The organism is Wolbachia endosymbiont of Drosophila incompta, assembly GCF_001758565.1.
Taxonomy (GTDB): Bacteria; Pseudomonadota; Alphaproteobacteria; order Rickettsiales; family Anaplasmataceae; genus Wolbachia; species Wolbachia pipientis.
The window spans coordinates 209,797-218,625 of sequence record NZ_CP011148.1 but is presented as its reverse complement, the minus strand read 5'-3'; the positions used below and the strand labels follow the sequence as shown (position 1 = coordinate 218,625).

Sequence of the window (8,829 nt, the reverse complement as noted above, 5' to 3'; positions counted from 1 at the left end):
AAATTAATCCAGCTATAGAGAGCGAAAAAGGAACGCTAAATCCAAGGTACCCCAAATATAATATCGGTGGATGAATAGCAAGGCCTATATCCTGCAATATCGGATTAAAACCCAATCCATCTGTTTCAATGCCTGGCATTTTAGTGAAGGGGCTGGATTCAATTAAAGTGAACAGCAAAAAACAAAAGCAAATCAGCCCATGAGTGATAAGAGATATTTTTTTTAATTTACTACCATTAGTTCGTTCTGGTGTCATTCCAGTGCTTGACACTGGAATCCAGTTTTTATTACACTGCCATTTGATGTACTCATTTGCAATTAAATTGTCTGGATCCCAGTGTCTGGGCACTGGGATGACAGAAGAAGAGACTGGGATGACAGAGGGGGAAACTGGGATGACAGAAGGTATATAAATATCCATTAGTAATAAATACATGACAAGCACTAAGGTCCAAAGCAACATGGACCCTTCTTTGTTTCCCCAAACACCACAAATCTTGTAGATCAAAGGTTTTGTTGTGTGTGAGTGGTAGTATACGTTTTCAAGTGAAAAATCATTTGTAATGTGGCAGTAGATCAAAATAGCCATTGACGCTGATACACAAAAAAATATGGCAGTGGTAATAAACCGACAAGAACTAAGCGGTAAAAACAAATATGTCAAAGACAATAAGCAGGCTAGCAATAGCAATATATTCCCAAGTTCAGGCATAAAAAATTATAGTTTTTATATAAACAATATTACTGATGACAAGTTAGAAGTTAAAGTGTTAATTGATGCTAGCATAATGCTCCCGTAGTTAGCTGTGCTAGTATTAATTAAAAATTAAATATTAAATCTTTATACTTTTATAGATAGCGTTAATATTGAGGTAATATTGTGGGTACAACTAAGATTAGTAAATTTCCATTCAATATAAAAGGTAAAGTGGCAAAACAACATGCCGAACCAATAATCGAAAAAAATCTCTATACTATTTTAGGATTCAAAGATATAGAAGATTTTGAAAATAAGACAAGTAAACTTGTTAATAAAAAAGTTTGGCAATCATTTGTTGACTGCTTTGCAAAAGAAATAGATTATGCAGCAACCGAAGAAGTTGTAAAAAACATCGTTTGTAACATTGCAAAGAGTGATCAAGGTAATGCTTTTACCAAAACTGAACATCTCATATTAAATGAAAAGCAAGATAATAAAAAGAGAGAAAAAGCGATTAGAAAAGCTATTAGTATTTTGAGAAAAATCAATCCAGAAAAAGCCTTTAATGAACTTTCAGTAATAAAAAAACAAGCTGAAGATTTTTTACAAACCGATTTTTGTAAAGCACAGAGTAAATCACTTCAAGGATTTGCTGGTCTGGTGGACAGCTCTTTGCGGAAACTCTGAAATATATAGAAACACTAGAAAGATTATCCGAAGTAAAAAAAGAAGGGCTAGTTAGAGATTTCTTGTTAAATCATGTTAGTTTATTGAATAAAAAGTATCCTAAATCACAAGGTAAAAGGGAAGATGCTATAACAATACTATCAAGTGATGAGTTGAAGAATTTTTACAATAAAGGTGTAAAAGAAGGAATGTTACAACCAATGGCATCTTACAAAGGATGCAGAAACCTGTATGACAAAATGAACCAGATAAAAAATGAATCCAAAAGTATAATTAAAAGAGAAGAACGGGAAGAAAATTTAAAGAAAATAGATAAGTCGATAATCAGCGCAATTAATGACATAAAAAAACATAGAGAAGCAATCCTTAACTGTAAAGACTTTCAAAGTTCTTACATAAAAGAGAAAAAAGAACATCCATTTAGAGGCAACGCATGTCAAAAAATGATTGATATATATCAAGAGAGAATTGTTGGATATCAGGAGAAAATTCGTCAAAACTTAAACCAAATAAAAGCGATATTAAAAAGTGCGCCGCAAGAAATGGATGATGTGGAAGAATTCGAGGAAATAATTGATGATATACATGAAGCAAAGCAGTGTGATGAAATTTTTGATTCAGCTTTAATTTGTTTATCGAACATACAGAATGAGCTAGATATTCAGCTGGAAAATCCTTCAACAGAACTCAGAGCTTCACACATTAACGTTAAAACTGAGCTAACTAGGTTATAAGAACCAAATCTTTAGGGTAATGAAAGCACTTTAATTCAAGACAGCTCTTAGTCTGTGTTTTAATTTGGTTGTGTTTTATTAAAAAAACTTTAGATTTATTTTATAATCGATACTCAAATATAATGACTCAAACTTGGGATTTGTTGCAAACAGGGCAAAAGGAAGGCTATAAAATTGCGTATACTAATGCTCGTATTATCGACCCGGAAACTAAACTTGATATAAAAGGTTCATTATTGACTGAAGGGGATAAAATTGTTGACTTTGGTGAATCATTATTTTCAACAAGTGGAGTTGATGAAACAATAGACTGTAAAGGGCTTGTTCTAATGCCAGGCCTTATTGACATTCACGTACATTTTCGTGAACCAGGCCAGGAACATAAAGAAACTATATATACAGGCAGCAAATCTGCAGCTGCGGGAGGAGTTACAACTGTAGTTTGTCAGCCAAACACTGTTCCAGCAATTGATAGCGTTATTTTGGCTAAATATTTGAAATATAGAGCACTTGAAACTTCACATGTAAACGTTGAATTTTACGCTAAAATCACCACTTCGGAAGAACACCTGACTGAAATGGCACTTTTAAAGGAAGCAGGTGCGGTTGGGTTCACCGATGATGGCATGCCAGTTATGAACCCAATGATTATGAGACAGGCGCTGCTTTATTCAAGTATGCTGAATGTTCCTATTGCTCAACATGCAGAAGATTTAAATTTATCTGCTGGTGGCGCAATCAACGAAGGTAAAATTTCTGAAGAATTGGGAGTAAAGGGGATCTTGAGTGCGTCAGAATCGGTTATGGTAAATCGTGATATACTGCTAATGAAGGATATGGAAAATGTGCACTACCATATTCTACATGTCTCTTCAAAAGATTCACTTGATGCTATTAAACGTGCAAAAGATTTGGGATTAAATGTTACGTGCGAAGTAACCCCTCATCACTTCACTTTGACTGAAGATATAGTAAAACAACATGGAGCAATTGCAAAAATGAATCCGCCGCTTCGCACTGAAGAAGATCGTTTAGCTATGGTTGAAGGTTTAAAGACAGGTGTGATTGATTGCATTGCAACTGATCACGCTCCGCATGATCGTAGTTCTAAAGATCTACCACTTGAAAATGCTGCATTTGGTATTGTTGGTCTTGAAACAATGCTGCCCCTTTCACTTGAACTCTATCACAGTGGGCAAATGGGTCTACTTGATGTGCTTGCAAAATTGACATATAAGCCTGCAGATATAATACACATACCACGTGGTCGTATACAAAAAAACCTTGCTGCAGACTTAATTTTAGTTGACCTCAATCATGAATGGGAAATTAAAACTGACAACTTTGCTAGTAAATCAAAGAATTCTCCTTTCGATGGTCGCAAAGTAAAAGGACACGTAGTACGTACTGTTGTGTCCGGCAAAACTATATACTCGCAGAAGAGTTAGTTATCATATCTTATCTATTCCAATTTGTTATCACCAGAATGGGCTAAGTGCACCTAAATTTAAATTAAGAAATCTTACACTGTCTCCGAATAAACACATCCTCTTATCTTTCCCTAATCTGTAAAGTTATTTTGTCTATCAATCTGATTCCAAAACAGCAAAATTATTGTATAATGTTACTTTGAAGTTTTATTTTCAATGCACAAGTTTGCAATACTTTTTTCTATACTGCTTGCAATAGTTGCTTACTACCTAAACAATGAAATCATATTTGAAATAGCAAAGCTATTTAGTGATATCTTTATCAGCTTGCTCAAATTAATAAGCTTACCTCTGGTTTTTTTATCCATAGTTTCCACAATTTCCGGGCTCAAAGACTCAATTGAAATCAAAGTCTTAGTTAAGAAAACACTATTTTATACTCTGCTTACAACTATTATAGCTGCGTTTGTTGCATTATCGTTTTATTTGTTAATAGATCCAGCAAGAAAAAATTTCATAAGTAATACAATAGGGAGTATTAACAGCAATAACCACAATTATTTTTCATATTTAAAATCACTCATTCCTTCTAATTTTGTGCAAGTTTTTCTTGAAAATAATATGATTGGTAGCATATTAATCGCTTTTTTGATGGGTGGAGCTATTGTTTCACTTTCAAAAGAAAAGCAGGATATATTATATCAAGTATTCTCTGCACTTTTTGATACGCTACTTAAAATTGCTCAAGGGTTATTAAAATTTATTCCGCTTGCTGTTTGGTCTTTTATTACATGTTTTTTGCATGAATTAAAAGGCGGTAGTGAGTTCTACAATCTTTTATGGTATTTTGTTTGCATAATGTCTGCAAATTTTGTGCAGGCATTTCTGATTTTACCGCTATTTATGTGGTATAAAGGCATATCACCAATTCAAACGCTGAAAGGGGTTATGCCAGCACTCACACTTGCGTTTTTTTCTAAATCATCCAGTGCAACATTGCCAACAACTATAGAATGTGTGCAGAACAAGCTAAAGGTGCCAAAGAAATTATCGTCTTTTATTTTACCAATATGCACAACAATTAACATGAATGCATGTGCTGCATTTATACTAATCACTGTAATGTTTGTTGCAGAAATGAACGGATACGTATTTTCCTTAAGCGAAATGTTGATATGGATTTTTTTATCTACAGGGGCTGCAATTGGTAACGCTGGAGTGCCGATGGGGTGCTATTTTATGGCAACCAGTTATCTCATGTCGATGAATGTTCCTCTGCATATTATGGGACTGATTTTGCCTATTTATACAATCATCAATATGTTTGAAACTGCAATAAATGTGTGGTCTGATGTTTGTATCACTCAGATAATTAATAAAGAATGTAATAGTGAAACTTAAAAAATGATATTAGACGAAAATAACCTAATAATAAAAGAATTTAAAGAAGCAGAAGCAATTTTGCATGGGCATTTTGTTTTATCATCCGGGCTGCATAGTGACACATACATACAGTGTGCGAAGATTTTTGAAAATCCAAGCAGAGCCATGAAAGTTTGCGCATTATTAGCAGATAAAATAAAAAAAGAATTAAATAGCTCCATAGATTTAATATTATCTCCTGCAATTGGTGGAATAATTGTGGGTTATGAGATTGGCAGGCAGCTTGGAATAAAGACAATGTTTTGCGAGCGCGTTAATGGTAAGTTTGAATTACGCCGTGGATTTAAGATCAAAAAGGGTGAGAAAATATTGCTCATTGAAGATGTAATAACCACAGGTAAATCTTCACTTGAAGCAGTGGAATGTGCAGAAGGGGAAGGAGGTAAAGTTGTTGCTGAAGCTTCTTTGATAAAGAGAAATAGTGAAACGAAACTGCCTTTTCCTGTCATATCTTTGATTGAACTGAACATCAAAAACTACAGCGAGGAAGAACTTCCAAGTGAATTAAAACAACTACCCATAACAAAACCTGGGAGTAGGGAATATTTAACAAAGTAATCCTATAATATCTTGGAAACACAGCATTTATACACAGCTTTAGTTATTTACTCCAAGTGTATTTTATGTATACTTATTACTAAATTAATTTTGAAATGATAGAAAATGAACGAATTTAAATCGATCCGAAATATAGCAATAATCGCACACGTTGACCACGGTAAAACTACTTTACTTGATAACATGTTAAAACAAAGTGGCACATTCCGCGAGAATCAAGAAGTTCAAGAACGAGTGATGGATAGTGGTGATCAAGAGCGTGAACGCGGAATTACAATACTTGCAAAATGTACATCAATAATGTGGGGCGATGAAAAGATCAATATTATTGACACGCCAGGGCACGCGGACTTTGGTGGGGAAGTGGAAAGGGTATTGTGCATGGCAGATGGTGTGTTGCTGCTGGTTGACGCTGCAGAAGGTCCCATGCCACAAACAAAATTTGTGCTCTCAAAAGCACTAAAAGCAAATTTGAAGCCAATTGTGATAATCAATAAGGTCGACCGACCAGATAGCAGAATTGATGAAGTATTAAATGAAATATATGAGTTATTTTTTAACCTTGATGCAACCAACGAGCAGCTAGATTTTCCAGTGTTGTATGCTTCAGGTAGAAATGGCTGGTGTGCTAAGGAGCTTTCTGATGAAAGAAAAGATTTAAGCCCATTATTTTCAACGGTTATAGATTATATAAAACCTTCTGTTTATAATCAAAATGCACCTTTTGCTATGTTGGTCACTCTACTTGAGTCTGATAAGTTTCTTGGCAGAATATTGACAGGAAAGGTTTATCAGGGCATTGCAAAAGTCAATTCAGATCTTAAGGTGCTTGACCTCGATGGCAAAGTAATTGAACGAGGAAGATTAACTAAGTTGCTCTCATTTTCTGGCTTGAAACGCATTCCAGTAGAACAAGCTGTGGCGGGAGACATAATTGCAATTGCAGGACTTGAGGAAGCTTCGGTTTCAGATACTATAGCAGCACCAGAAGTTACAACTGCAGTAAGCTCAACTCCAGTTGATCCGCCAACAATGGCGATTACTCTGAGCGTTAATGATTCACCTTTTGCTGGGCAAGAAGGTACAAAGCTTACTTCAACTGCTATAAAGGATCGTTTATATGCGGAAGCAGAAACAAATGTTGCAATTACTGTGACTTTGGCACCAAGCGGTGAAGCATTTGAAGTAGGTGGGCGTGGTGAGTTACAGCTTGGAGTGTTAATTGAAAATATGAGGAGAGAAGGTTTTGAGCTTTCGGTATCACGCCCTCGCGTGTTATTTAAAGAAGAAGGCGGTAAAAAACTTGAACCTATAGAGGAAGTAGTAATTGATGTAGATGATGAATATAGTGGAATCATCATGGAAAAACTCAGCTTCCGTAAAGGTGAAGTAACTGACATGAGACCTTCTGGTAATGGCAGGACAAGATTAACGTTTTTAGTGCCATCAAGAGGATTAATCGGTTATCAAGGAGAGTTTTTAACTGATTCTCGTGGCACAGGCATAATTAACCGTTTATTTCACAGTTATGCTCCACATAGAGGTCCAATTTCTGGAAGGCGCAATGGAGTTTTAATTTCTACAGATAAGGGTGAGGCTGTGGCATATGCAATTTTCAATTTGCAAGACAGGGGAATTATGTTTATTAAGCCACAGGATAAGGTATATTGTGGCATGGTTGTCGGCCAGCATAGCCGTGACAATGATTTGGAGATAAATGTGTTAAAGGGTAAGCAATTAACAAACGTAAGAGCTTCAGGTAGTGATGAAGCTATAAAGCTCACTCCACCAAAGATAATGACACTGGAGGATATGATAGCGTATATAGATGATGATGAATTGGTGGAAGTAACTCCAAAATCTATACGTTTACGCAAGAAATTCCTTGATCCAAATGAACGTAAGCGTGCAGGAAGGGCAAAGAATAAGGAGTAATCAGAGGTTGAACATTTGCGAAAAATAGTGTATAATTATTCGTCTCCTAATTGTATTTAATTATGGCCTTTTCGAAATTTCTCGATCCAAAAAACAATTTCGCGTTCAAGAGAATATTTGGCACTGAGAAAAATAAAGATATTCTCATTCACTTTCTCAATGATATATTGGGCTTCGCTGGCAAAGATGAAATAGAAGAAATAGAATTTCTCAGCACTATCATGGATGCTGAGATTGCCTCTAAAAAACAAAGTATTGTTGATGTTTTCTGTACTGATTCTGCTGGAACCCAGCTAATTATTGAAATGGTGCGACCTGAAAGTCTTCGGTCATATTGTTTAAAAGGAGAGGAATTCATTCAGAAAGAAACTAAAAGAGTTCTAAAACTTATTAAACCAGATGTTTTGCCATCTGAGTCTATGCATCAGTGCGAATCGGGTAACCGGTTGGTGCCAAGCGATGCGGACAATGAACCTCCTCTTGATAAAGAAGATGCTCAATCGTGAAAGGAGCATAAACTACAAGCATCATGTGGTTGGAGAGCTAGGCTTAGTGGTATGGTGAACGTAAGTGAAGCTTCATAAGTATCGTAACGATTAAAGAGCTAAAGATGCTGATAAGCTCCGACCAAAAGGTAATGTGACATTTTTCATTTCTGGATGTACGCAAATCACCGGTATAGAGAAGTCACCTAACCCACTGTTGTATGACAGAAGGAACAGGGTAAGCCTGTATTTCCGCCTATATGGCAAGCAAACCGCAAGGAACGCTGATGAAAATGCAGGCAAAGGATAATGGAGAAAGCAAATGCCATTTTGTAACGAAATGGATAGAATTTGTAACATTAATTCGCGTGAAAACGAGCAGATTTCCATTTGGTCCCTCGTGACAAGAAACTTTGTTAACCACTTGAGGTAGAGAAGCAGATGACCTTACCCACAGAAATGATGAAGAAATTAGGAATATTTTTTACAAAAAGGACAATACTAACAAAAGAACTTTATTCTATTTAAAATATAAAGTTACAATAAATTTTCCTGTCATCTCCAAATAAATTACATTAACTTAGTATTGTATATTGTTAATAACTTAAATAATACAACCATTTTCAGCAACAAAAACCAAAGGTCTTGAGATACAAGATATTTGTATGGTTACTATGATAGTTCCTTTTTTAAGAAAGTTTTAAATTTCATACCTAACAATAAACAACTTTAGGTTTAAATTTATGAAATCAGTTGTTATATACATCAGCAAATACGAATTTAACTGGTGTTATGGACTTAGAGGTTGTCCGGAAACTAGTAAATTCAAGCATATTCCCTCTTTAACCTAACCCTAC

General features: G+C 35.3%; 9 protein-coding genes and 1 pseudogene (1 of these 10 only partly in view). 9 read left to right on the top strand and 1 reads right to left on the bottom strand.

The window, feature by feature from the left end:
- A protein-coding gene (locus WG67_RS01010; RefSeq protein WP_458694995.1) for a cytochrome c-type biogenesis CcmF C-terminal domain-containing protein crosses the window boundary here: on the bottom strand, positions 1 to 655 show its 5' portion. It extends 1,415 nt beyond the left edge of the window; 655 of the gene's 2,070 nt are visible here — the first part of the coding sequence; it begins with the start codon at positions 653 to 655; its stop codon lies beyond the left edge, outside the window.
- Here WG67_RS01010 and WG67_RS07115 point away from each other — a divergent pair.
- From WG67_RS07115 to WG67_RS06855, 9 genes and pseudogenes are all read left to right on the top strand, one after another.
- Positions 612 to 800 (top strand): hypothetical protein, encoded by a 189-nt coding sequence (locus WG67_RS07115; protein ID WP_022626229.1) that lies wholly within the window; start codon positions 612 to 614, stop codon positions 798 to 800. The two genes, WG67_RS01010 and WG67_RS07115, sit on opposite strands and share 44 nt — an antisense overlap.
- 80 nt (positions 801 to 880) lie before the next feature.
- Positions 881 to 1,387, top strand: a complete 507-nt coding sequence (locus WG67_RS07110) for a hypothetical protein (protein ID WP_245683377.1) — start codon at positions 881 to 883, stop codon at positions 1,385 to 1,387.
- Between the two features lie 83 nt (positions 1,388 to 1,470).
- Positions 1,471 to 2,121 (top strand): hypothetical protein, encoded by a 651-nt coding sequence (locus WG67_RS07105; RefSeq protein WP_245683376.1) that lies wholly within the window; start codon positions 1,471 to 1,473, stop codon positions 2,119 to 2,121.
- 122 nt (positions 2,122 to 2,243) lie between these two features.
- Positions 2,244 to 3,569, top strand: a complete 1,326-nt coding sequence (locus tag WG67_RS01000; RefSeq protein ID WP_022626228.1) for a dihydroorotase — start codon at positions 2,244 to 2,246, stop codon at positions 3,567 to 3,569.
- 198 nt (positions 3,570 to 3,767) lie between these two features.
- Positions 3,768 to 4,952, top strand: a complete 1,185-nt coding sequence (locus tag WG67_RS00995) for a dicarboxylate/amino acid:cation symporter (RefSeq protein WP_070356766.1) — start codon at positions 3,768 to 3,770, stop codon at positions 4,950 to 4,952.
- 3 nt (positions 4,953 to 4,955) lie between these two features.
- Positions 4,956 to 5,552 (top strand): orotate phosphoribosyltransferase, encoded by a 597-nt coding sequence (pyrE, locus tag WG67_RS00990; protein ID WP_006279657.1) that lies wholly within the window; start codon positions 4,956 to 4,958, stop codon positions 5,550 to 5,552.
- Positions 5,553 to 5,657: 105 nt separating this feature from the next.
- A complete protein-coding gene (gene typA / locus WG67_RS00985) occupies positions 5,658 to 7,487 on the top strand; it encodes a translational GTPase TypA (RefSeq protein WP_010962447.1) in 1,830 nt (609 codons plus the stop codon).
- A gap of 62 nt (positions 7,488 to 7,549) precedes the next feature.
- A pseudogene (locus tag WG67_RS07595) lies at positions 7,550 to 7,795 on the top strand (PD-(D/E)XK nuclease family transposase); the annotation flags it as partial.
- A 437-nt stretch (positions 7,796 to 8,232) separates the two neighbouring features.
- Positions 8,233 to 8,376 carry a hypothetical protein gene (locus WG67_RS06855; protein WP_179945725.1) on the top strand — a complete coding sequence of 48 codons (144 nt, stop codon included), beginning with the start codon at positions 8,233 to 8,235 and terminating at the stop codon, positions 8,374 to 8,376.
- The last annotated feature ends 453 nt before the right edge of the window (positions 8,377 to 8,829 follow it).